Raw genomic sequence first — 20,102 nt, 5'->3', positions numbered from 1 at the left:
AGCGCTCCCCGTGCGGGCCGCCCCTGTTCGCCGTGGGCGTGACCTCACTGCGCGATGTGCGCAGTGAGCGAACGCAACAGGAGACGGGAGGCCCGTGGCGGCGTCCGCCACGGGCCTCCCGTCTCCTTCCCCGGTCGCGTCTCAGGCGCGCCGCGCTGCCCGGCGCAGGGCACGCCGGAAGCGGCGCGGCTCGACGCCCAGGGCGTCGAGGACGTCGTGCGCAGAACCCATGAAGGGGTCGTCGACCCCGTCGAGCACGGCGAGCACGACGTGGACCGGGCGGACGCGCTCGGCAGGGTCGGCGAGGACGGCTGCTCGTGCGAGGACCCTGGCGGCCGCCGGGGTGCAGGCGACCCGGTCGTGCTCGTCGGGGCAGGCGGCCCGCGCACCGACGAAGACGCTGATCTCGGAGCGGACGGCTTCGGGGCTGACCCCGTGCGCCTCGAGGACCGGGCGGAACCGGGGCATCCCGTTGCAGAGGGTGACGGCGGCGAGCAGGAGGTGCTCCGCGTCGACGAAGCCGAAGCCCGTCTCGTGGGACTCGAGGTCGGCGAGCAGCACGATCTCGCGACCCTGCCGGACGGTGGGGAGGGCGACGGACAGCTGAGCGATCTGCATGTATTCAGAATATCGCATGCGATGACAATTGAACAGCCCTCGGTTCAGCGCGGCTCGGTACCGCGGCTCGGTACCATCCGGTCATGGATCAGCCCGTCGTCGGCCTCGTCGTCCACCCGACCAAGAACGTGCAGGAGTCCGTCACGACCCTGCAGCGCTGGAACGCGTCCGGCCGGGGCGAGCTCGTCGCCCGCCGAGCCGACGCACAGCGGATCGGCGGAGGCATCACCGCGGTGGAGGACGACGACTTCACCGCACGGGTCGACCTCGTCGTGGCCCTCGGCGGCGACGGCACCATGCTCGGCGCCATGCGACTCGTGGCGAAGCGCCCGGTCCCGGTGCTCGGCGTGAACTACGGCAACGTCGGGTTCCTGGTGGAGATCGAACCGCCCGAACTCGAGGCAGCGCTCGACCGACTGTCGGCCGGGGAGTACCAGCTCGAGCCGCACCACGCGCTCGAGGCCCGGCTGTCCTGGAGCGGCGCTCGCACGGACTACCTGGCGTTCAACGACCTGACGATCGTGCGGCGGCCCGGCTCCGGCCAGGTGTCGGCGGACCTCAGCGTCGGCGGACTCGGCTACGGGTACTACCGCGCCGACGCCATCGTCGCCGCGACCCCGGCTGGCTCCACCGCGTACAACTACGCCGCGGGCGGTCCGGTGCTCTCCCCCGCGCTCTCCGGGTCCGTCGTCACCCCCGTCGCCCCGATGGCGGGCATCGACCGCGCCGTGGTGCTCGCCGCCCGCGAGCGCTACCGGTTCGACATCGCCGAGGGCACCAGGAGCGCAGCACTCGAGGTCGACGGGCTCGTCGTCGGCGAGGTCGCCACCGGAGCGCAGATCGACGTCCGACTCCGGAAGGACGCCGGCAGCGTCGTACGGCTCGATGCCGAGCGGCACGGACGCACCGGGCGGGTGAAGCTGAGCCTGCTCGACCTGCCGGTGCGGCCCGACCAGCTCATCGAACTGATCCCGAGCGACCTGCGGCAGAAGCTCGGGCGCGAACTCGACCAGTAGCGGTCCGGGCCGGCGTCGCGCCTCAGAACGTGAATGGCCCGCTCGAGCGGTGCTCGAGCGGGCCTTCCCATCACCCCACCGGATCGTCTTCCCACAGACCGACCCGGGTTCCCCTGCCGACGCGAGCGCCAGCCGAAGCCTGCTGACCTCAGTCGGTCAGGTACAGCTGCATGTCCTGCGAGACCGCCTTGGCGAACAGGCGCAGCTTGGCGCGCGACTCCACCCGGCTGACGGCCTGGCGGGTCGTGTGCACGATCTTCGAGATCTCGTCGAGCGTCATCGGCTTGTCGTCGTCGAGGCCGTAGCGCATGCGGATCACGTTGGCTTCCTCGCTCGGCAGCTCGGCGACGATCGACCGGATGTCGCGGTGCAGGAGCGTGGTCTCGGTGAGCTCGTTCGGGGACGCAGCGTCCTCGTCCTCGATGAAGTCACCGAGCTCGCTGTCGTCCGAGTCGCCGACCACGGTGTGGATCGAGACCGGCTCGTGCGAGCGGCCCTTGAGGTCGACGAGCTCTTCGACCGACATGCTCAGCTCGGCGGCGACCTCGTCGGGCATCGGCGCACGGCCGAGGTCGACGGTCAGGTCGCGCTCGGTGCGGGAGATCTTGTTGATCAGCTCGACGGTGTGGACCGGGATGCGGATCGTGCGGGCCTTGTCGGCGAGACCACGCGAGATCGCCTGGCGGATCCACCAGGTGGCGTAGGTCGAGAACTTGTAGCCCTGCGTGAAGTCGAACTTCTCGACCGCACGGACCAGGCCGAGGTTGCCCTCCTGGATGACGTCCATGAACGGCAGGCCACGCTGCGAGTAGCGCTTCGCGATGCTGACGACCAGACGGAGGTTCGAGGTGATCATGCGCTCCTTGGCGCGCTCACCGTCGCGGACGAGCCAGCGGAGTTCGCGCTGCAGGGTCTTCGCGAGGCCCTTCTCGGTCGCGAGCTTCTCTTCCGCGAACAGGCCGACCTCGATGCGACGGGCGATCTGCGCTTCTTCCTCGGCGGTGAGGAGCGAGAGGCGACCGATGTGGCGCAGGTAGTCGCCGACCTGGTCGACGGAGGCGCCGCGGACGCCGGCGAGCTGCTCGTCGGCCTCGACCTCGGTGTCGAGGGAGGTCGTCGTGGACTCGGCGGCCTGGGTCTTCGATGCCGCTGCCTTCTTCGTGGTGGCACGGCGGGTGGTGCTCGGTGCAGCCGGTGCGATCGTCATGGTGTTGCTCCCTGCGTTCGGCGGTGATGGCTTCGTGCGGTGGTGCTGGGGGGGGTGGTGCTTCTGGGTGCTGCTTGGGGTGTTCACGAGTAAAGCGGTCCGGAGGTGTACCCCACAAACCGATCGGAATGATTCTCAGGCTTCTCCGTGCTTCGTCATCGAAACCGTCCCCCGTGGGGTACAGCGATGCTGCCAGTGTGGTCCCCCGAACCGCCGCGGATCAAGGGTGTGACGTGATGTTTCCGGCGTTGCAGGCGTGTTTCTCACGCGTTTCCGAACCTGTACCCCGTGGTACCGCGCCTTCCGGACATGCAAAAGGGGTACGTCCGGCCGGATCAATGCGATCCGGTGGTCGTACCCCGAAAACCGAGTGGGTGGGGGTCACCAGGAGGGTTCGAGCCACCCGTCCCGGCGCTTGGACGCCTCGAGGTCGGCGTCTCGGTCGAACTCGTCGTACTCGCTCTCGATGTCACCGACGAGGCTGCGACCCGTGAAGGGGTGTGTGGTTGCCATGCGGACGATGCTCACCCCGGCGCGCGACGGCGAGGTGAACGGCGCGTGACCGGTCGAGGGCGCAGAGACGTCGAGGGGGCGCGGACGTCGAGGGCGCACCGACGTCGAAGGCCGCCGTCCACGGTGTGGACGGCGGCCTTCGGGCAGGACTGGGTCGGGCGGCGCTACTCGGCCGAGGCCGGTGCCGGCGCGGGGACGCCGTGCTCGCGCTCGAACCGGGCACGTTCCTCGGCCTCGACCTTGGCGTACGCGGCACGCTCGGTGCGGTCGGCCCGCATGATCGCGCGCATCACGAACCAGAAGATGAGGCCGACGACGATGGTCGGCGTCAGGGCGAAGATGATCCCGGTCACGACTCCATGCGGCACCGGAGCATCGTACCCCGGGGAACCGGGACTCACTTGACCAACGGGAACAGGATCGTCTCGCGGATGCCGAGGCCGGTGATCGCCATGAGCAGGCGGTCGACGCCCATGCCCATGCCACCCGACGGGGGCATCGCGTGCTCGAGGGCCCGCAGGAACTCCTCGTCGACGCGCATCGCCTCGGGGTCACCGCCGGCTGCGAGCTTCGCCTGCTCGACGAAGCGCTCCCGCTGCACGACCGGGTCGACGAGCTCGGAGTACGCCGTCGCGAGCTCGAAGCCGCGGACGTACAGGTCCCACTTCTCGACGATGCCCGGACGGGTGCGGTGCTCGCGGGTGAGCGGCGAGGTGTCGACCGGGAAGTTCATCACGAACGTCGGGCGGTCGAGCGAGTCGATGACGAAGTGCTCCCAGAGCTCTTCGACGTACTTGCCGTGCGTGGCGTGCGCGACCTCGACGCCCTCGGCAGCGGCGAGCTCCTGCAGCGCGGACAGCGGCGTCTCCGGGGTGATCTCGCGACCGGCGGCCTCGGACAGCGAGCCGTACATGTCGATGCGCGGCCACTCGCCGCCGAGGTCGTACGTGCTGCCGTCGGGCAGGGTGACCTCGAGCGAGCCGCCGGTCACAGCCCGCGCAGCGCGCTGCACGAGCTCCTGGGTCAGGTCGGCCATCTGCTCGTAGTTGCCGTACGCCTGGTACGCCTCGACCATCGCGAACTCGGGCGAGTGCGACGAGTCGGCGCCCTCGTTGCGGAAGTTCCGGTTGATCTCGAACACCCGGTCGATGCCGCCGACGACTGCGCGCTTCAGGAAGAGCTCGGGCGCGATGCGCAGGAAGAGCTCGGTGTCGAAGGCGTTCGAGTGGGTCACGAACGGACGAGCCGAGGCGCCACCGTGCTGGGTCTGCAGCATCGGCGTCTCGACCTCGAGGTACTCGTGCTCGGTGAAGGTCTGGCGGAGCGAGGACATCACCGCGGCACGGGCGCGGACGGTGGCGCGTGCTTCGTCGCGGACGATCAGGTCGAGGTAGCGCTGGCGGACGCGCGTCTCCTCGTTCAGTTCGTTGTGCAGGTTCGGCAGCGGCAGGATCGCCTTCGCCGCGATCGCCCACTCGTCGACCATGATCGAGAGCTCACCGCGGCGCGAGGAGATCACACGGCCGTGCACGAACACGTGGTCGCCGAGGTCGACGAACTCCTTCCAGCGCGCGAGGGACTCGTCTCCGACCTCGGCGAGGGACACCATCGCCTGGATGCGGGACCCGTCGCCGGACTGCAGCGACGCGAAGCAGAGCTTGCCGGTGTTGCGCGAGAACACGATGCGGCCGGCGACACCGACGACGTCCTGCGTCTCCTCGCCGGTCTCGAGGTGTGCGTACTGCGCGCGGACCGCCGGGATCGTCGTCGTGATCGGGAGCTCGGCGGGGTACGCCTCGATGCCGGACTCGAGCAGCTTCGCGCGCTTGTCGAGCCGGACCTGTCGCTGCTCGCTGGTCTCCTGCTCGGCCAGTGCGGCGGCGTCGGCGATCGCGGTGTCGGTGGTGGCGGTCTCGTCGGTCATGCGGGTGCGGCTCCGATGGTCGTGGGGGTCGGGGGAAATGCTACCCGCGCCGCGCTCCCGCCCTCGAACCGCGCCCGGACCACGCCCGGACCACGCCCGGGTTGCACCCGCCGACCGGTCACGACTCCCCGTCGTCACGATGCCGAGCGGTCACGAACTGTCGGCTGCGGCGCGCTCGGCAGACAGTTCGTGACCACTCGGCGGAAGTGAGCGGGGAGTCGTGACCGACCCCGACCGGCCCCGGCCCGGCTACAGCGTGGACTGCCCGTCGGCGGCCGTCAGTGCGTTGTCGACGGCGGAACGGACGAGCGCACCGAGCACCCGGCCGGGGTGGTCCACACCGATGCCGGAGAGCGTGCCAGCCGACTGGTCCACGATCGCGGTCGAGAAGCTCACGGCGGCGCGGACGGCATCGGCGTACGCGGGCCGGTCCCCCTCGGCGATGACGAACGGCTCGGCACCCATCTCGACCACCAGGGCCTGCGCGATGGGCAGCACGGGCGACGGAGCGGTGACCGCGCAGTAGGCGTCGCGGAGCCGCGACAGGTCGACGCTGGTGCCGGTGAACGCCATCGCGGGGTGGATGGCGAGCGGGATGGCCCCGGCCGCCATCGCCGGAGCGAGGACCCCGACGCCGTGGTCCGGGCTGGTGTGCACGACGAGCTGCCCGGGCTGCCAGATGCCGGCGTCCGCCAGGCCCTGCACGAGCGAGGCCAGCTGGTCGTCCGGCACCGCGAGCAGCACGAGTTCGCTCCGCTCGACCAGGTCCGGCGTCGCGAGCACGGGAGCGCCGGGCAGCATCGCCTCGGCGCGGTCACGACTCTCGGCGGACACGGCGGTCACCCCGACGACCGCGTGCTCCGCGTTCGCCAGTGCGGCGCCGAGCACGGGTCCGACCCGTCCGGCACCGACGACGCCGACGCCGAGGCGCCCGGCCCTCATCGGACGGCCCCGGTGGGCGGGACGTCGCTCCACCCCGGTCCGGGAGGCACGGTGCCGGGCCGGTGGTCGGCGTCGGGTCCGGCAGGGGCTCCGGATCCGGGCCACGGCACGTCCGCAGCGTGCCCGGCGGACTCGGGATGGGCCTCCCGCTCGCGCCACCGGTGGGACGTGTCGACCGCAGCGGCCTCGACGGCACGCTGGGTCGTCTCGGACCACAGACGCTGCGCGTCCCGAGCGTCGAGCGCACCGACGCGGGCCGAGACCGGCCCGGCGACGGTGTGCACGTGGACGGCGGCGAGCCGCAGGGCACGCTCGAGCGGACCCTGCTCGACCTTGACGCTCTGCACCCGGGGCAGCGGCACGATGACGAGCGACCGCCAGACGGCGCCGAGCCGGAGCAGCACCGCGCCCTGCACGAACCGGTACCCGTTGCGCCGGAACGCGAACGGGCGGAGCCACGCACCGCGGCGCGGGGAGTGCACGAAGCCACCCTGGTCGCCGCTCGTGGTGAGGCTGTCGTCGACGACGCTGACGGCCTCGGCGGAGCCTTCCCGCAGGGCCTCCTGCGAGGCCTCGGGGCCCGCGACGGCAGTGCCGACCAGGCCGGGCAGGATGATGTCGAGGACCTCGCGGACGTCGGCCGCGGTGCCCACGGGCAGCACGATGGCCGAGGCCTGCTGGTTGCTCGATGCCCCGTTGCCGGAGTTCGTCGCACGGTTGATCCGGACGTCCCACCAGCCGAACGGGCGCCAGAGCAGCGGCTGCGCGACGCTGACGGCGTGGATGCGGCCGGGAGGCAGTGTCTCGTTCGAGGTCGAGACGAGGCCGAACCCGATCCGGATGCCGTCGCGGGTCTCGGCGATCGTGTACTGCAGCGACCGCGAGAACTTGCGGACGTAGTAGCTGCCCGCACCGATCACGGCGGGGAAGAGGCCGAACAGGATCCCGTACTCGCCGGTGAGCGCGACGCTGACGATCATCGCCGCCACGGCCAGCAGGATGAAGACGGTGGTGCCGGAGAGCAGCATCGACGCGATCAGGCGACCGGGCTTCACCTTGACGATCCGGGTGGCCTGCACCGCGGCGGGGTCGAGCTCGGGCGAGAACATCTCGTCGACGCGGTCCTGCAGCACGCCGTTCGACGCGTGCGCCGGACCACTGCCACGGTCGTCGTCCTTCGCACCCGAGGCGAGCACGAGGATGCGCAGCCGCAGGTCGTCGGCGGCCTTCACCCCGAGGTACGCGAGCTGCACGTTGGCGTCGTTGCCGGCCTGGGCGATCTCGAGCTTCGCGGTGCCGAACACCCTCGGGATGAGCGGACGCGAGATGTTGATGCCCTGGATCCGGTCGAGCCGGGCCTTGCGGTGGTTCCGGAACAGCACGCCCGAGCGGACCTCGACGATCTCGCCGGTGACCCGGAACTCGTGCATCCGCCAAGACAGGTAGAAGAGTCCGATCAGCACGAGCAGGAACACCGCGACGCCGAGCAGCACCCAGCCGACGACGCCGTGCTCGTAGACGTAGCGGACGGGGTCGCCGTCCTGCTGCTCGCCGCCCGGGATGAAGAATTCGACGAGCTGGTCGCGCAGGCTGTTCAGCACGTAGCCGAGGATGACGATCAGGAAGATCCCGCCCTTGAGCAGCGGGGTCAGCGGGTGCAGGCGGTGCCACTCGCCGTCGGTCAGGGGCGCTGCGGCAGCGGCGTTCCCGCGCGTGGGCGGGGCGGGCGGCGGCGGGCCGGGTCGGAAGGTCACCGCGAGCCCCTACAGCCCGGCGCGGCGGGACTCGGCGAGCTCGACGAGCCGGTCGCGCAGTTCGTCGGCGTCGGTCGCGGGGATGCCGGGGATGCGGACGTTCGTGGCGGCCGCGGCGGTCACGAACTTCAGCTCGCTCATGCCGAGCGCCCGGTCGAGCGGACCGCGTGCCACGTCGACGAGTTGCATGCGCCCGTACGGCACCGCCGTGAAGCGCTGCCACATCAGGCCGCGGCGGACCACCAGGTCGTCGTCGCGCAGGGCGTAGCCGATCGCACGGACCCGGCGGGGCGTCAGCGCCGCGGTGACGAGGGTGATGACGAGCACCGCGATGCCGATGAGCAGCCAGACCGTTCCGGCGCCCGAGCCGAAGCCGTCGTTCACGATCCCGATCAGGACCAGGCCGGCGGTCACCACGAGCCCGATCACCAGGGTCGTGATGAGTTCGGTCCACACGAGCTTCGCGGACACCCTGGTCCAGTCGATGCCGGTCAGGCCGAGGCCCGGCTCGTCGAGTCGTTCACGCGCCATCGCGGGCCTCCAGTGGGTGTGCTCGGGTCGGTTCGCCGCCGTGCGGGGTGCGGTCGGGCCGGTTCGCCGTCGCGCGGGGTGCGCTCGGGTCAGTTCGCCGTCGTGCCGTTCCGGGGGTCGCCCGGCTCGTCGTCGTCGCCCGGAGGAGCGATGCACATGCGCTCTGCCACGAGTGCGCAGACCGTCAGCACGATCCCACCCCCGACGGCGACCACGTTCGGCAGGGTCGAGCCTAGCGAAGGCGTCACCGAGCGGGTCAGGAGGTACACGACCAGCCCGATCGCGAAGCCGCCGAACAGGACGCCGCAGATGCTCGAGGCCTTCGCCAGCACCACCACGCGCGTGGCGTAGAGCGGGTCGACCGGACGCTGCCGGCCGGCGCCCTCGCGGGCGTGCCGACGGACGGGACGCGCCATGAGCACGACGGCGACGCCGATGAACGCGAGCGTGATGCCGAGCGGCACGGCGAGCAGCAGCGTCGGCGACTGTCGCGAGGCGAGCACGGCGTCGAACGCGAACCCCGCCACCGCGGTCACGACGGCGATGCTGAACAGGGTGGAGGGACGAGTCGGCTTCACGGCTGGGTCACGTTCCCTACGACGCTGGCCCGGGAGGCACGGGGCACGTCCGCGAACAGGCGCGGCTCGTCGACGCGCTCGGTGTCGTCCCCCACTGCGGCGAGCAGGTCGGCCACCGGTCCGACGCCGGGCAGGACGGCCGCGGGGTCGGCGTCGAGCCACGGTGCGAGCACGAACGCCCGCTCGGCGGCACGGGGGTGCGGCACGGTGAGCGTGGCGGTGTCGATGCGCAGGTCGTCGACGGCGACGACGTCGAGGTCGAGGGTCCGGTCGCCCCAGCGGACGTCGCGGGTGCGGCCGTGCTCGTCCTCGATGCCGTGCAGCGCGTCGAGGAACGCCTGCGGCTCGAGGTCGGTGTCGACGACCACGACGGCGTTGCGGTACCGCGGCTTGGTGTCGTCGCGGCCGTCCAGGGTGACGGCGACCGACTCGACCTCGTGGCTCGACGCCACCGGGTGGACCCCGGGCAGCTCGGCGACCGCTCGGGCGGCGGCGCGGAGGGTGCTCCCCCGGTCACCGAGGTTGGCGCCGAGCGCCACGACGACGCGGCTCACGCTTCTTCCTCGTCCGGCACGGTCGCCCCGCGGGCACGGCGGATGGTGATCGAGACGTCGGTGAACGGCACGGTGATGGGTGCCTGCGGCTTGTGCACGGTGACCTCGGTCGCCAGAGCTGCACGGTGGGTGAGCACAGCGGCCGCGATGCGTTCGGCGAGGGTCTCGATCAGGTCCACCGGGTCGCGTTCGATCTCGGCGACGACCTGCTCGGCGAGCACGCCGTAGTGCACGGTGGCGTCGAGGTCGTCGCTGCCCGAGGCCGCGCGGGCGTCGAGCTCCACGGCGACGTCGACGACGAAGTCCTGACCGTCGGCACGTTCGTGGTCGAAGACCCCGTGGTGGCCGCGGGCACGGACCCCGACGAGGCGGATGGTGTCGTTCACGAGCGAGCTGCCCTCCAGGCGTCCCAGACGTCGAGCACGGCACGGGTCGGTGCCGGGTCGTGCACGCGCACCCCCCACGCGCCGCGTTCGGCGGCGAGCAGGCTGATGGCGGCGGTGGCGAGGTCGCGGTCCTTCGGCGGGGCGCCCTCGGGGCTGCCCACTCCGTCCAGGAACCGCTTGCGTGATGCGGCGACGAGCACCGGCAGGCCGATCGAGGCGAACCGTTCGTAGCCGGCCAGGATCTCCCAGTTCTGCACGCCCTGCTTGGCGAAGCCGAGGCCCGGGTCGATCACGACCTGCTCCTGGCGCACCCCGAGGACGATGAGCTCGGCGACGCGCATCTCGACCTCGCGCCGGACCTCGTCGACGGCGTGCACGTACTCGGCGTTGCGGTACATCCGGTCGCTGTGTCCACGCCAGTGCATGACCACGAACCCGGCCCCGGTCGACGCGACCACGCGGGCCATGTCCGGGTCGGCCAGGCCGCCGGACACGTCGTTGACGATCGCGGCGCCGAGTTCGACGGCCCGTTCGGCGGTCGAGGCGTTCATCGTGTCGACGCTCACCGGGATGCCCTCGGCGACGAGCTGTCGGACGACCGGCAGGACGCGATCCTGCTCGACCGGCACCGGCACGCGCTCCGAGCCCGGCCGGGTCGACTCCCCACCGACGTCGATGATGTCGGCACCCGCGGCGACGAGGTCACGCGCGTGCTGCACGGCGGCGTCGTAGGCCTGGTGCAGCCCGCCGTCGCTGAACGAGTCGGGCGTCACGTTGAGGATGCCCAACACCCGCGTGCGGTCCGCTGTCGGACCGCCGCGGGTGTCGAGCCGACGAGCACGTCTCGTCGGCAGGTCGGTCATGCCGGCCCCCTACGCCGGGGCGATACCCGGGTTGCCGAAGGGGCGACGACGGGGCTTCGAGGTCGACTCGCTGTCCGACGGGTCCGCTGCGGTGGCGGCGGCCTGACCGGGCACGTCGATCGCGGGCAGGTTGCTCACCGGACGCTTGTCGCTGGAGAGCCACTGCGGGCGCTCCGGCAGCTTGCGGACGTCCTTGAAGATCTCCACGAGCTCCGGGGCGTCGAGCGTCTCCTTCTCGAGGAGCTCGCCGGCCAGGCGGTCGAGGATGTCGCGGTTGTCGTTGAGCACCTGGTAGGCCTCGTTGTGCGCGGCTTCGAGCAGTGCACGGGTCTCGGCGTCGACGGTCTGCGCGATGTTCTCCGAGTAGTCGCGACCGGTCCCGCCGCTCATGTCACGGCCGACGAACGGCTCGCTCGACCCGGAGCCGAGCTTGACAGACCCGACGGCCTGGCTCATGCCGTACTCGGTGACCATCTTGCGCGCGGTGCCGGTGGCCTTCTCGATGTCGTTCGAGGCGCCGGTGGTGGGGTCGTGGAACACGATCTCCTCGGCGACGCGTCCACCCATGGCGTAGGTGAGCTGGTCGAGCAGCTCGTTGCGGGTGACCGAGTACTTGTCCTCGAGCGGGAGCACCATCGTGTACCCGAGGGCACGGCCACGCGGCAGGATCGTGATCTTCGTGACCGGATCGGTGTGCCGCATCGCCGCTGCCGCCAGGGCGTGGCCGCCCTCGTGGTACGCGGTGATCAGGCGTTCCTGGTCGGACATGATCCGGGTCCGGCGCTGCGGGCCCGCCATCACGCGGTCGACGGCCTCGTCCAGCGCGCGGTTGTCGATGAGCTGCGCGTTCGACCGGGCGGTGAGGAGCGCGGCCTCGTTCAGGACGTTCGCCAGGTCGGCGCCGGTGAAGCCCGGCGTCTTGCGGGCGAGCAGCTCGAGGTCGACGCTCGCGGCGAGCGGCTTGCCCTTCGCGTGCACCTCGAGGATCTGCTGGCGGCCGGCCATGCCCGGTGCGTCGACACCGATCTGGCGGTCGAAGCGGCCCGGACGCAGGAGCGCGGGGTCGAGCACGTCGGGACGGTTCGTCGCGGCGATGAGGATGACGTTCGTCTTGCCGTCGAAGCCGTCCATCTCGACGAGCAGCTGGTTGAGCGTCTGCTCGCGCTCGTCGTTGCCGCCGCCGATGCCGGCACCGCGGTGGCGACCGACGGCGTCGATCTCGTCGATGAAGACGATGGCCGGCGAGTTCGCCTTGGCCTGCTCGAAGAGGTCACGGACACGGCTCGCGCCGACACCGACGAACATCTCGACGAAGTCCGAACCGGAGATCGAGTAGAACGGCACACCCGCTTCGCCGGCGACGGCGCGGGCGAGCAGGGTCTTGCCGGTTCCGGGAGGGCCGTACAGCAGCACGCCCTTGGGGATCTTGGCGCCGACGGCCTGGAACTTCGCCGGCTCCTTCAGGAACTCCTTGATCTCGTGGAGTTCCTCGATCGCCTCGTCGGAGCCCGCGACGTCGGCGAACGACACCTGCGGGTTCTCCTTGTTGTTGATCTTGGCCTTCGACTTGCCGAACTGCATGACCTTCGAGCCACCGCCCTGGGCGCTCGAGAGCAGGAACCAGAACAGGGCACCGATGATCAGGAACGGGAGCAGGACGCCGAGGAGCGACAGGAACCAGTTGCCCGTGTTCACGTGGTCGTCGTAGCCCTTGGGCAGGTTGGCGTCGTTGACGGCCTGGATGACCTCTTCGCCACGGGGCGTGGAGTAGTAGAACTGCTCCTGCTTGTCGCCGTCGCGGGTGATCATGTCGACCCGCTGCTCGGTGGAGTTGACGATGACGGACGAGATCTTGCCGTCGGCGAGCTGCTCGAGGCCCTTCTGGGTGCTGACCTCGGTCGTGCTGCCCTGGCTGATGACGCTCCAGCCGATGAAGATGCCCGCCAGCGCGATCAGCACGTAGAGGTACGGGCCGCGGAAGATGCGCTTGAAGTTCATGTGATCCGGGCGCGAGTGCCCGACACCTTTCTCTGCCGAAGTTGCGTGCAGGTCAGCATACGGCCGCGATTCTGTGGCGAGAATGGGTGTCCTCTGCGGGCGAACTCAACCCGAAGCGCGTACCCCCTGGACGGGTTACGAGTACACGTGCGGCGCCAGGACGCCGACACCGCGCAGGTTCCGGTAGCGCTCGTCGTAGTCGAGGCCGTAGCCGACCACGAACGCGTCGGGGATGTCGAAGCCCACGTACTTGACGTCGACCTCGACCTTGGCGGCCTCGGGCTTGCGCAGCAGGGCGACGATCTCGACGCTCGCGGCACCGCGGGACTGCAGGTTCTGCTTGAGCCAGGACAGCGTCAGACCGGAGTCGATGATGTCCTCGACGATGAGGACGTCGCGGCCGTGCAGGTCGGTGTCGAGGTCCTTGAGGATCCGCACCACACCGGACGACTTCGTGCCGGAGCCGTACGACGACACCGCCATCCAGTCCATCCGCGCCTGCATCTTGAGGTGCCGCGAGAAGTCCGCCATCACCATGACGGCACCCTTCAGGACACCGACGAGCAGGGGGTCGCGGCCCGCGTAGTCGGCGTCGACGACCGCCGCGAGTTCGGCGAGCTTGTCGTCGATCTGCTCGGGGGTGAAGAGGACTTCGGACAGGTCTGCCTGGACGTCGGAGAGTTCCACCGGTCCAGCCTAACCGGCACTGAACGACAGGCGGTCACCGGATCGCGACGCCCGGACGCCCGGCAGGTCGATCGGCCCCTGTCCGCTCCAGTCCGTGACGAGCCGGCAGACCTCGAGCGTCTGCACGCGCGACAGCGTCACCCCGAACTCGCTCTCGACCGCCAGGCGCACGAGTCGCTGCCGGAGCGCCGGCGGGTTCGCCCCGAGCGCCCGGACGGACAGCGAGATGCCGGCCTCGGAGTGCTCGGCGATGTCCTCCGCCAGTTCCTCGGCGAAGTGGTCGAGTGCCGCCGAGTCCTCGCGCAGCTGGTCGGCCGTCCGCGCCAGCGCCTCGGGCACCCCGGCACCGAGTTCGCGCTCGAGCACCGGCATGAGGGTGTTCCGCACGCGGACACGGGCGTAGGCGGGGTCGTCGTTCTGCGGGTCGTGCCACGGCGCCAACCCGGCGGCGGCGCACGCCTGCCGCGTCGCGTGCCGACGCACGGCGAGCAGCGGGCGGCCGTAGGCCGGCCCCTGCTCGCGCCGCGCGAGCGGCAGCATGCCCGACAGACTGTCCGGCCCGCTCCCGCGCAGCAGGCCCAGCAGCACCGTCTCGGCCTGGTCGTCCAGGGTGTGTCCCAACAGCACGAGAGGCGACCCGGTGGCGGAGGCGACCTCGGCGATCGACGCGTGGCGGGCCTCCCGGGCGGCGCCCTCCGGACCACCGTCGGAGCCGACCGCGACCCTGCGGACCTCGACCGGGTCGAGACCCAGCTCGGATGCCTGCCGGGAGGCGCGGCTCGCGACCGCCTCGGAGCCCGCCTGGAGCGCGTGGTCGACGACCACTGCCCCGGCTCGGAGTCCCTGCTTGCCCGCCTCGAACGCGGTGGCCGCGGCGAGCGCGAGCGAGTCCGGTCCGCCGCTCAGCGCGACCAGCACGAGGTCACCCGCGGTGACGACGCCGTCGTCGAGCGCGGTGGCGAGCAGGTCGCGGACCGCCAGGCGGGTCTCGGCGACGGCAGGGTCCAGCCGGGGACGCGGAGAGTTCACCCGGTAACGTTAGCCGCGCTCTCGGGACCACCGACAGCCCCACCGACACACCAGGAGTACAGACATGGCCGCGTACGACGTCGTCGTCGAGATCCCCAAGGGCAGCCGCAACAAGTACGAGGTGGACCACGAGACCGGTCGTGTCTACCTCGACCGCGTGCTGTTCACGTCGTTCGTCTACCCGACCGACTACGGCTTCTTCGAGAAGACCCTGGCCGACGACGGCGACCCCGTGGACGCGCTGCTGCTCCTCGAGTTCCCGACGTTCCCCGGCGTGGGCGTCAAGGTCCGTCCGGTCGGCGTCTTCAAGATGAGCGACGAGGCCGGCAAGGACGAGAAGGTCCTCGTGGTCCCCGCGAAGGACCCGCGCTGGACGCACATCCAGGACATCTCGGACGTCGACGAGCAGACGAAGGCCGAGATCGCGCACTTCTTCGAGCGCTACAAGGACCTCGAGCCGAACAAGTGGGTCAAGGCCGAGGGCTGGGGCGACGCCGCCGAGGCCGAGGCGATCGTGCAGGCCGGCCAGGCCGCGTACGTGCCCGCTGGTCACTGACGCTTCCTGAGGCTTCCTGACGCCGAACGGCGCCCGCTCTCCATCCGGAGGGCGGGCGCCGTTCTGCGTTCGTGGGGTGCTTTGCCGTGTGGTGCGGTGCGGGGGCGTACCTCGTGGGAACGGGCGTACCTGGTGCTCTGATCCGGGCAGGTACGCCCGATCCCGCTTGCTACCGCAGCCGCTCTGGGAAAGACCGGGCTGCGGGCTACAGGGAACCGCTCGGGCGGGCGACGTACGGCAGGAGCTGACTCGGCGTCCAGACCGCCCGCTCGACCACGCCGACGCCCGGTCGGGCCGCTTCGACCATCATCCCGTTGCCGGTGTAGATCGAGTCGTGGTAACCGCCGGACGCGGTTCCGTTCGACGAGTAGAAGAGGATGTCGCCGGGCTGGCGCTGCGAGAGCGGCACGAGACGGCCGATCGAGCCGAAGTAGTTGTACTGCCAGACGACGTTGTGGCCGCCGGTCGCGATGCCCTGCGAGCTGTAGGCCATCATCACGAGGCCGGAGCAGTCCCAGCTGTTCGGGCCCGCGCCACCGATGAGGTACGGCTTGCCGAGTTGGGTGCGGGCGTAGGAGATGGCGCCTGCGGCCTTCGACGGGCTGCTCGGGGCGGGTGCCGGGGTCGTGGGCGCCGGGGTGCTCGGCTTCGACGGCGTCGGCGTGCTGGGCTTGGCGGGGGCGGGGGCGGGAGCTGGAGCGGCCGGGGTGCTCGGCTTGGACGGGGTGCTCGGCTTGGACGGGGTGCTCGGCTTGGACGGCGTGGTCGTGCCGCTGCCGGAGCCGGTGTCGGGGCCCGTACTCGTGCTGCCGCCGCCGGTGCTCGGGCTCGTGGAGGTGCCGGTGCCGCCGCTGTCGCTGCTCCCGCTGCCACTGGTCGCGCCGCCGCCGCTGCTCGTCTGGGCCGCCAGGGCGGTCTCGGCCGCCTTGGCCTGCTGCGCGCTCCAGTACGCGCTCTCCGTCGCGACGCTCGTGCCCTTGAGGTACGCGAGCTGGCGGAGGACCTCGTCCTGCTGGTCCTGCTGCTTCTGCACTCGGGCCTGGGCATCGGCGGAGACGTCGTTGGCGGTCGCGAAGGCTTTCTTCGTGGCCTCGGTCGCCTTGCTCAGTGCCGTCGTGGCCACGGCCTGCTGGTCGGCGAGCGAGTCCACGGTCTTCTGGTCGGAGCGGGCCTGGGCCAGGATCGTCGCCGACCGCTCGGACAGGTGCGACATCGTGCCGACGCGGTAGAGCAGGTCGCCGGAGTCCGAGGCGTCCGTGAGCATCGTCGTCGACAGGTCGCCGCCGCCCGTGCGGGACAGCTCGACGACGAGCGCCGCGACCTGGCCCGCGGAGTCGTCCGCCTTGCCTTTGGCCCGCTTCGACTGTGCGGACAGGTCGGCGAGGGTGTCCTTCGCCTCCTGCTGCTGCGAGGCAGCGAGGGCGTAGGCCTGCCCGGCCTGCTGCTCGACGATGCCGGCGCGGTCCGCGGTGGCCTGCAGCGAGGTCAGCCGGTCGCTCAGCTCGTCCACCGTCTGCTGCGCGTCGGCGGCGTCCGACTTCGCGGCCTTGACGTCGTCCCAGGACGGCGCCGACGGCGCGGCCTGGGCGGGTCCTGCAACGACGACCGAGAGTCCGATGCCGAGCACGGCGACGGTGGCGATCCCGCAGGAGAACGAGCGAGCGGACAGGGTCATGGCGGGGTCAACGCATCCCGGCTGCGCTGATGCTCATACCGAGATCCCCCGCGCTGCCATGAAGGGGACCGGGTCGACGGCAGCACCGTTGACCCGGGTCTCGAAGTGGAGGTGGCACCCGGTCGACCAGCCGGTCGAACCGATCTTGGCGATCTGCTGCCCGGCGGAGACGTGCTGGCCGTTCGCGACCATGATCCCGCCGTCGACGATGTGTCCGTAGGCCGTCGAGATGCCGCCGCCGTTGTCCAGGATGACCTCGTTGCCGTAGCCGCCGCCGTTGCCGGCGAAGGTCACGGTGCCGTCGTGGGCCGCGTAGATCGGGGCGTAGCAGGCGGGAGCGAGGTCGACCCCGGCGTGCAGTGCCGTGGCGTGCGTGTACGGGTCGACGCGGATGCCGTAGCCGCTGGTCTGGAAGCCGCCTGCCGGACGGACCCACCCGGCGGAGTTGGCCGTCCCACCGCCGGTGCCGCCCTGGCTCGTCGCCGCGGCCTTCGCGGCTGCCTTGGCCGCAGCAGCGGCGATGCGGGCCTGTCGGGCCTTCTCGGCGGCGACGCCCTTGCGGTAGTCGGCCTCGACACCGCGCTGCTTCGTGGTGAGGGCGGTCAGCTGTGCCTCGAGCCGCGACTCGTTGTCGTTCTGGGCGTCGACGGCGGTCTGCGCCGCGTCGGCAGCACCCTGCGCCTGCTGCATCTTCGACTGGGCTGCGTCGGCGAGGTCTCCCAGCGCCGCCTTGGCCTTGTCCGCCTTGTCGGCCTGCGCCTGGGCGGTGCCCCGGTCCTGCGACGCCTGCGAGTAGATGCCGTCGGCCTGCTCGCTGAGCTTCGACATGGCGCCGAGCTCGTAGAGCAGGTCACCGGAGTCCGAGGGGTGCGTGAGGATGTCGGTCGTCACGTCGTTGGCGCTGGCCCGACCGAGCTGCGCGGCGAGCTGACCGGCCTGCTCCTCGGACTGTGCGGCGGTCTGCTCGGCGTCGTCCGCCTGCGACTGGAGCGTCTTCTGCTCGAGGGTCGCCTCGTCGTACTTGTTCTGTGCAGCCTGGTAGGCCTCGCCGGCGGCCTGTGCGGCCTTCTGCTTCGCAGCAGCTTCGGACTTCAGGGTCGAGATGAGCGACTTGATCTCGGTGACCTTCGCCTGCTGGGCACTCGTCGACGACTTGGCCTTCTGCACCTCGGACCAGCTCGGGTAGCTCGCGGCACTGGCCGACGTCGCCGGAGCGAGGACCGCGAGGGTGCTGCCGGCGAGCGCGACGGCGACCGCGGCGGCGACGAGGCGGCTGCGGTTGCGGAGGGAGAGCGAAGGTGAGGTCGACATGTATCTCGATTTCGTAACAGCGCGGCAAGGCTCACGCACGTAACACTGTTAACAGACGCAACAGTAACAACAGGTGTCGCAGCCCCACAGCCCCTCGGACGAGGGGCGTGGAGCCGACGACGATGCTCGCACCGCAACCTCGACACCCGGTGCCGGGCGGGCGCGACACGCCGGGGATTCCGCGGGAACGCGGCCCGATTTGCGAACCCCCGGGGGCATCCGTATGCTTGTCCATCGGTAGCGCGAAGCACCACTTGCGGCCCTATCGTTTAGTGGCCTAGGACACCGCCCTTTCACGGCGGCAGCACGGGTTCGAATCCCGTTGGGGTCACTCTCCGAGTGAGCGAGCAAGTAGTACTGAGCAACACCACAGCAATTCAACATGGCCCTGTAGCGCAGCTGGTTAGCGTGCCGCCCTGTCACGGCGGAGGTCGCGGGTTCAAGTCCCGTCAGGGTCGCCACGGCTGGATAGCTCAGTTGGTAGAGCGTTCGACTGAAAATCGAAAGGTCCACGGATCGATGCCGTGTCCAGCCACCGGTGAAGGCCCCCTGCTTCGGCAGGGGGCCTTTTCCGTTGCCTGAGCCGTCTGGTCGCGAGCGCTCGTCGGTCGTCGCGCACAACCGAAGTCACCCCGAACCACGCAACTGTGCGGTTCGGGGTGACTTCGGTCGTGCGGCTCGCGTTCGCGCCGGGTCCCCGACAGCCTGGAGGCGCGGATCGCGCCCGCCTGCCGGCCTCCGGGCTCAGGCCTCGCGGGTCTTCGGGCTGCTGTCGTTCGTCTTCGCCGGGTCACGCTCGACGACGGCACCGAGGGCGTCGTCGATCCGGGCGAGCAGCTCCGCGGGGATCGTGACACCGGCAGCGCCGGCGTTGTCGTGCACCTGCTCCGGACGCGACGCCCCGATGATCGCGCTCGCGACGTTCTCGTTCTGCAGCACCCAGGCGACGGCGAGTTGCGCCATCGACAGGTCGAGTTCCTTCGCGATCGGCTCGAGCTCCTGCACCGAGGACAGCACCTCGTCGCGCATGAAGCGCTTGATCATGTCCGCGCCGCCCTTGTCATCGGTGGCGCGTGAGCCCTCGGGCAGCGGCTGACCCGGCTTGTACTTGCCGGTCAGGACACCCTGCGCGATGGGCGACCAGACGATCTGCGAGATGCCGAGCTCCTTCGAGGTCGGCACCACCTCGTCTTCGATGACCCGCCACAGCGCCGAGTACTGCGGCTGGTTCGAGATGAGCTGGAACCCGAGGTCCTTCGCCAGGGCGGCGCCGGCACGGAGCTGCTCCGCGGTCCACTCGCTCACGCCGACGTACAGGACCTTGCCCTGGCGCACGATGTCGGCGAAGGCCTGCATCGTCTCCTCGAGCGGGGTCTCGTGGTCGAAGCGGTGCGCCTGGTACAGGTCGACGTAGTCGGTCTGCAGGCGGCCGAGCGAACCGTCGATCGACTCGAGGATGTGCTTGCGGGACAGCCCGGTGTCGTTGTGCCCCTTGGGCCCGGTCGGCCCGAACACCTTCGTGGCGATCTCGAGCGACTGGCGCCGCTCCCCCTTGAGGGCTTCGCCGAGGACGGTCTCCGCGCCGGTGTTGGCGTAGACGTCGGCGGTGTCGAACGTCGAGATGCCCACCTCGAGGGCGGCCTTGACGCAGGCGATGGCCGCGTCGTTCTCGACCTGGGATGCGTGGGTGAGCCAGTTGCCGTAGGTGATCTCGGAGACCTTGAGGCCCGAGTTGCCGAGGTAGCGGTACTCCATGTGCGTGTCACTCCTGTCGTGGGGCGCGTCGATGCGACCCGAACCGTGACGGTAGTCGCGCCGCCCCCAGGAGCACTCGGCCAGGAAGCGGGTACCTGTACGCTGAAGTTTCAGATGCAGCAGCCCAAGACGAAACCCCGGCGATGTGGACTGAGCCAGTGATCGTTCCGGGGTCTTCGATATATGAGTCTATGGGACGAGCGTT

At 70.7% G+C, this 20,102-nt stretch carries 20 protein-coding genes and 3 tRNA genes; 5 read left to right on the top strand and 18 right to left on the bottom strand.

Annotated features, from left to right (window positions below):
- Positions 1 to 141: 141 nt before the first annotated feature.
- On the bottom strand, positions 142 to 618 hold the full coding sequence (locus tag ABH929_RS03080; RefSeq protein ID WP_404560064.1) for a Clp protease N-terminal domain-containing protein: 477 nt from the start codon (positions 616 to 618) through the stop codon (positions 142 to 144).
- Positions 619 to 701: 83 nt separating this feature from the next.
- Between ABH929_RS03080 and ABH929_RS03075 the strand changes: the two genes are divergently transcribed.
- Complete coding sequence (locus ABH929_RS03075) at positions 702 to 1,634, top strand: NAD(+)/NADH kinase (RefSeq protein WP_111086944.1); 933 nt, start codon at positions 702 to 704, stop codon at positions 1,632 to 1,634.
- Positions 1,635 to 1,782: 148 nt separating this feature from the next.
- Here the strand turns inward: ABH929_RS03075 and ABH929_RS03070 are convergent, their stop codons facing one another.
- The 14 genes from ABH929_RS03070 to tilS all read right to left on the bottom strand — a co-directional run bounded on the left by ABH929_RS03070 (position 1,783) and on the right by tilS (position 14,600).
- Positions 1,783 to 2,841, bottom strand: coding sequence for a sigma-70 family RNA polymerase sigma factor (locus ABH929_RS03070; protein WP_111086943.1), 1,059 nt, complete (start codon positions 2,839 to 2,841; stop codon positions 1,783 to 1,785).
- Between the two features lie 381 nt (positions 2,842 to 3,222).
- A complete protein-coding gene (locus ABH929_RS03065) occupies positions 3,223 to 3,354 on the bottom strand; it encodes a hypothetical protein (protein ID WP_258373406.1) in 132 nt (43 codons plus the stop codon).
- Positions 3,355 to 3,518: 164 nt separating this feature from the next.
- Positions 3,519 to 3,722, bottom strand: coding sequence for a hypothetical protein (locus ABH929_RS03060; RefSeq protein ID WP_111086942.1), 204 nt, complete (start codon positions 3,720 to 3,722; stop codon positions 3,519 to 3,521).
- A gap of 29 nt (positions 3,723 to 3,751) precedes the next feature.
- On the bottom strand, positions 3,752 to 5,278 hold the full coding sequence (gene lysS, locus ABH929_RS03055) for a lysine--tRNA ligase (RefSeq protein ID WP_263054819.1): 1,527 nt from the start codon (positions 5,276 to 5,278) through the stop codon (positions 3,752 to 3,754).
- 249 nt (positions 5,279 to 5,527) lie between these two features.
- Positions 5,528 to 6,220, bottom strand: coding sequence for a Rossmann-like and DUF2520 domain-containing protein (locus tag ABH929_RS03050; RefSeq protein WP_185002924.1), 693 nt, complete (start codon positions 6,218 to 6,220; stop codon positions 5,528 to 5,530).
- Positions 6,217 to 7,974 (bottom strand): PH domain-containing protein, encoded by a 1,758-nt coding sequence (locus ABH929_RS03045; protein WP_404560063.1) that lies wholly within the window; start codon positions 7,972 to 7,974, stop codon positions 6,217 to 6,219. The genes ABH929_RS03050 and ABH929_RS03045 overlap by 4 nt, the downstream gene beginning before the upstream one ends.
- Positions 7,975 to 7,983: 9 nt before the next feature.
- Positions 7,984 to 8,505 (bottom strand): PH domain-containing protein, encoded by a 522-nt coding sequence (locus ABH929_RS03040; RefSeq protein ID WP_205463570.1) that lies wholly within the window; start codon positions 8,503 to 8,505, stop codon positions 7,984 to 7,986.
- Positions 8,506 to 8,594: 89 nt separating this feature from the next.
- Positions 8,595 to 9,083: a DUF3180 domain-containing protein gene (locus ABH929_RS03035; protein WP_159572844.1), complete on the bottom strand. Its 489-nt coding sequence runs from the start codon at positions 9,081 to 9,083 to the stop codon at positions 8,595 to 8,597.
- Positions 9,080 to 9,637: a 2-amino-4-hydroxy-6-hydroxymethyldihydropteridine diphosphokinase gene (folK, locus tag ABH929_RS03030; RefSeq protein WP_404560062.1), complete on the bottom strand. Its 558-nt coding sequence runs from the start codon at positions 9,635 to 9,637 to the stop codon at positions 9,080 to 9,082. Before folK ends, ABH929_RS03035 begins: the two co-directional genes overlap by 4 nt.
- On the bottom strand, positions 9,634 to 10,023 hold the full coding sequence (folB, locus tag ABH929_RS03025; RefSeq protein ID WP_263055428.1) for a dihydroneopterin aldolase: 390 nt from the start codon (positions 10,021 to 10,023) through the stop codon (positions 9,634 to 9,636). The genes folK and folB overlap by 4 nt, the downstream gene beginning before the upstream one ends.
- Positions 10,020 to 10,886, bottom strand: coding sequence for a dihydropteroate synthase (folP, locus tag ABH929_RS03020; protein ID WP_404560061.1), 867 nt, complete (start codon positions 10,884 to 10,886; stop codon positions 10,020 to 10,022). The genes folB and folP overlap by 4 nt, the downstream gene beginning before the upstream one ends.
- 9 nt (positions 10,887 to 10,895) lie before the next feature.
- Positions 10,896 to 12,884 carry an ATP-dependent zinc metalloprotease FtsH gene (ftsH, locus tag ABH929_RS03015; RefSeq protein ID WP_205463568.1) on the bottom strand — a complete coding sequence of 663 codons (1,989 nt, stop codon included), beginning with the start codon at positions 12,882 to 12,884 and terminating at the stop codon, positions 10,896 to 10,898.
- 135 nt (positions 12,885 to 13,019) lie between these two features.
- Entirely contained in the window at positions 13,020 to 13,571 is a 552-nt protein-coding gene (gene hpt, locus ABH929_RS03010) for a hypoxanthine phosphoribosyltransferase (protein ID WP_205463567.1), read from the bottom strand.
- 9 nt (positions 13,572 to 13,580) lie between these two features.
- Entirely contained in the window at positions 13,581 to 14,600 is a 1,020-nt protein-coding gene (gene tilS / locus ABH929_RS03005) for a tRNA lysidine(34) synthetase TilS (RefSeq protein ID WP_205463566.1), read from the bottom strand.
- Positions 14,601 to 14,664: 64 nt separating this feature from the next.
- Between tilS and ABH929_RS03000 the strand changes: the two genes are divergently transcribed.
- Positions 14,665 to 15,156 (top strand): inorganic diphosphatase, encoded by a 492-nt coding sequence (locus ABH929_RS03000; protein WP_111086931.1) that lies wholly within the window; start codon positions 14,665 to 14,667, stop codon positions 15,154 to 15,156.
- Between the two features lie 205 nt (positions 15,157 to 15,361).
- Here ABH929_RS03000 and ABH929_RS02995 read toward each other — a convergent pair whose 3' ends face one another.
- Positions 15,362 to 16,831, bottom strand: a complete 1,470-nt coding sequence (locus tag ABH929_RS02995) for an NlpC/P60 family protein (RefSeq protein WP_404560060.1) — start codon at positions 16,829 to 16,831, stop codon at positions 15,362 to 15,364.
- A gap of 33 nt (positions 16,832 to 16,864) precedes the next feature.
- On the bottom strand, positions 16,865 to 18,142 hold the full coding sequence (locus ABH929_RS02990; protein WP_205463564.1) for a M23 family metallopeptidase: 1,278 nt from the start codon (positions 18,140 to 18,142) through the stop codon (positions 16,865 to 16,867).
- A 258-nt stretch (positions 18,143 to 18,400) separates the two neighbouring features.
- Between ABH929_RS02990 and ABH929_RS02985 the strand changes: the two genes are divergently transcribed.
- The 3 genes from ABH929_RS02985 (at position 18,401) to ABH929_RS02975 (ending at position 18,677) form a co-directional block, all read left to right on the top strand.
- Positions 18,401 to 18,473, top strand: a tRNA-Glu gene (locus tag ABH929_RS02985).
- 53 nt (positions 18,474 to 18,526) lie between these two features.
- Positions 18,527 to 18,603: transfer RNA gene (locus ABH929_RS02980), tRNA-Asp, on the top strand.
- Between the two features lies 1 nt (position 18,604).
- A tRNA-Phe gene (locus ABH929_RS02975) sits at positions 18,605 to 18,677 on the top strand.
- Positions 18,678 to 18,886: 209 nt separating this feature from the next.
- Here the strand turns inward: ABH929_RS02975 and ABH929_RS02970 are convergent.
- Positions 18,887 to 19,897 carry an aldo/keto reductase family protein gene (locus ABH929_RS02970; protein WP_263092228.1) on the bottom strand — a complete coding sequence of 337 codons (1,011 nt, stop codon included), beginning with the start codon at positions 19,895 to 19,897 and terminating at the stop codon, positions 18,887 to 18,889.
- Positions 19,898 to 20,102 lie beyond the last annotated feature (205 nt).

The sequence above is a fragment of the Curtobacterium sp. AB7 genome (assembly GCF_044909335.1).
Lineage (GTDB): Bacteria > Actinomycetota > Actinomycetes > Actinomycetales > Microbacteriaceae > Curtobacterium.
The sequence above is the reverse complement of the archived record's forward strand: the minus strand, read 5'-3'. Positions and strand labels throughout refer to the sequence as shown.

Bases quoted from the DNA above. Each gene is read 5' to 3' on its own strand.
- ABH929_RS03040 (WP_205463570.1), bottom strand. From the start codon at position 8,505: ATGGCGCGTGAACGACTCGACGAGCCGGGCCTCGGCCTGACCGGCATC.
- folP (WP_404560061.1), bottom strand. From the start codon at position 10,886: ATGACCGACCTGCCGACGAGACGTGCTCGTCGGCTCGACACCCGCGGC.
- ABH929_RS03050 (WP_185002924.1), bottom strand. From the start codon at position 6,220: ATGAGGGCCGGGCGCCTCGGCGTCGGCGTCGTCGGTGCCGGACGGGTC.
- ABH929_RS03080 (WP_404560064.1), bottom strand. From the start codon at position 618: ATGCAGATCGCTCAGCTGTCCGTCGCCCTCCCCACCGTCCGGCAGGGT.
- ftsH (WP_205463568.1), bottom strand. From the start codon at position 12,884: ATGAACTTCAAGCGCATCTTCCGCGGCCCGTACCTCTACGTGCTGATC.
- ABH929_RS02970 (WP_263092228.1), bottom strand. From the start codon at position 19,897: ATGGAGTACCGCTACCTCGGCAACTCGGGCCTCAAGGTCTCCGAGATC.
- ABH929_RS02990 (WP_205463564.1), bottom strand. From the start codon at position 18,142: ATGTCGACCTCACCTTCGCTCTCCCTCCGCAACCGCAGCCGCCTCGTC.
- ABH929_RS03000 (WP_111086931.1), top strand. From the start codon at position 14,665: ATGGCCGCGTACGACGTCGTCGTCGAGATCCCCAAGGGCAGCCGCAAC.
- ABH929_RS03075 (WP_111086944.1), top strand. From the start codon at position 702: ATGGATCAGCCCGTCGTCGGCCTCGTCGTCCACCCGACCAAGAACGTG.
- ABH929_RS02995 (WP_404560060.1), bottom strand. From the start codon at position 16,831: ATGACCCTGTCCGCTCGCTCGTTCTCCTGCGGGATCGCCACCGTCGCC.
- ABH929_RS03070 (WP_111086943.1), bottom strand. From the start codon at position 2,841: ATGACGATCGCACCGGCTGCACCGAGCACCACCCGCCGTGCCACCACG.
- lysS (WP_263054819.1), bottom strand. From the start codon at position 5,278: ATGACCGACGAGACCGCCACCACCGACACCGCGATCGCCGACGCCGCC.
- ABH929_RS03065 (WP_258373406.1), bottom strand. From the start codon at position 3,354: ATGGCAACCACACACCCCTTCACGGGTCGCAGCCTCGTCGGTGACATC.